Annotated in this window: 2 protein-coding genes; both read right to left on the bottom strand. The window is 70.5% G+C overall.

The annotated features are described in order from the left end of the window. On the bottom strand, nt 1–1664 hold a 1664-nt coding region (locus ADK36_RS08770; RefSeq protein WP_425315372.1), incomplete at its 3' end, for a type I polyketide synthase. Then, nucleotides 1661–2110 (bottom strand): acyl carrier protein (locus ADK36_RS08775; RefSeq protein ID WP_048587593.1); only part of this gene is annotated, 450 nt, incomplete at its 5' end. The genes ADK36_RS08770 and ADK36_RS08775, both read right to left, overlap by 4 nt.

The raw sequence follows: 2110 nt of genomic DNA on the forward strand, positions 1-2110 counted from the left end.
CGGGTGGTGGCGAGGGCGTGAGCGATGTCGGTGAGGCTGGTGTCGGGGTGTTCGTGGAGGTAGGAGGCGAGGCGACCCGCCTGACCAGCCAACCCGGCGCTGCCTCGGGCTGAGAGCACCAACGGCACCGGGCCGCCGCCGTCCAGCACACGCGGCCTGTCCTCCTCGGGCTCCACTGCCACCGGCTCGCCGTCTGACGGCGGGACCTGCGCCGGGGACTGTTCGAGAATGACGTGCACATTCGTGCCGCTGACCCCGAAACTGGACACGGCGCTACGCCGCGGCCGGTCGATCTCCGGCCAGGGGCGGGCCTCGGTCAGCAGCTCGACATGCCCCGCGCTCCAGTCGACCTGCGGGGTCGGCTCGTCGACGTGCAGGGTGCGGGGCAGCACGCCGTGCTGCATGGCCATCACCATCTTGATGACACCGCCGACCCCGGCGGCGGCCTGCGTATGGCCGACGTTCGACTTCAACGAGCCCAGCCACAAAGGCTGTTCGGCGTCGTGGTCCTGCCCGTAGGTGGCGATCAGGGCCTGCGCCTCGATCGGGTCGCCGAGCGTGGTTCCGGTGCCGTGAGCCTCCACGGCGTCCACGTCCGCACCGGTCAGCCCCGCACTCGCCAACGCCTGCCGGATCACCCGCCGTTGGGAGGGACCGTTCGGCGCGGTCATGCCGTTGGAGGCGCCGTCCTGGTTCATGGCCGAACCGCGCACCACACCCAGGATCCGCCGCTTGTTGCGCACCGCGTCCGACAGCCGCTCCAGCACGAGTACGCCCGCGCCCTCCGCCCAGCCGGTCCCGTTCGCGGCCGCGGCGAACGCCTTGCAGCGGCCGTCGGGAGACAGACCACGCTGCCGGGAGAAGTCGACGAACACGGCCGGGGACGACATCACGGTCACACCCCCGGCCAGCGCCAGGGAGATCTCACCGGCCCGCAGCGCCTGGGCGGCCAGATGCAGCGTCACCAGGGAGGAGGAGCAGGCCGTGTCGACGGTGACCGCCGGGCCCTCCAGACCCAGAAGGTACGACACCCGGCCCGACAGCACGCTGCCCGCACCGCCCGTCATGAGGTAACCCTCGACGCCCTCGGGCGCTCCGCCGACGTCGTCCGTCGTCCCGACCGCGTAGTCGTGGTACATGTGCCCGGTGAAGACGCCGACGGGCGTTCCTCGCACCACGGCCGGGTCGATGCCGGCCCGTTCCAGTGACTCCCAGGAGATCTCCAGCATCAGCCGCTGCTGCGGGTCCATCGCCAGCGCCTCGCGCGGCGAGATCCCGAAGAACGCCGGATCGAACTGGTCGGCGTCGTGCAGGAACCCGCTCTCCCGGCAGTAGCTCGTGCCGGGGTGGTCCGGGTCCGGATGGAAGAGGTTGTCCAGGTCCCAGCCACGGTTCTCGGGGAAGCCGGTCACCGCGTCGCCGCCCGAGGCGACCAGGTCCCACAGCTCCTCGGGTGAGGTCACCCCGCCCGGGTACCGGCAGGCCATACCGATGATCGCGATCGGCTCGGAACTGGCCGCGACGACCCGGTCGTACTGCTCCTGAAGACGCGCGTTCTCCTTCAACGACGTCCGCAGCGCGTTGATGATCTGCTCGCTCTGGGGCTGGGGCTGGGGCTGGGGCTGGGGCTCCATGATGTCCTCGTCTGTCTGCTGGCCGGTCACGACTGGGTGTTGCGCAGGGCTCGCTGCACGAGGTCGCCCACGTTCATCGCATCGATCAGTTCGATCTGCTCCTCGGCGCGGGACACCGGAGCGGACGCGGAAGCGGCCGTCTCCGCGTGCACGAGTGAGATCAGCGCTTCGAGAAGTCCCGCCTCGCGGAAGCGGCTTAGCGGTACGGCGGCCAGGACACGCCGTATCTCCTTCTCGTCGACCTCCGGCTCGTCGACGCCGTCCCCGACGAGCTCGGCACGCAGATACTCGGCCAGCGCCATGGGCGACGGATGATCGAAGATCAGCGTGGCGGGCAGGCGCAGCCCGGTCAGGGTGGCCAGGCGGTTCCGCAGCTCGACGGCTGTGAGGGAGTCGAAGCCGATGTCGTTGAGGGCGCGGTCGGGGTCGAGTTGGTGGGTGGTGGTGTAGCCGAGGGTGGTGGCGGCTGTTTGTTG

This window comes from Streptomyces viridochromogenes (assembly GCF_001270495.1).
GTDB lineage: Bacteria > Actinomycetota > Actinomycetes > Streptomycetales > Streptomycetaceae > Streptomyces > Streptomyces viridochromogenes_A.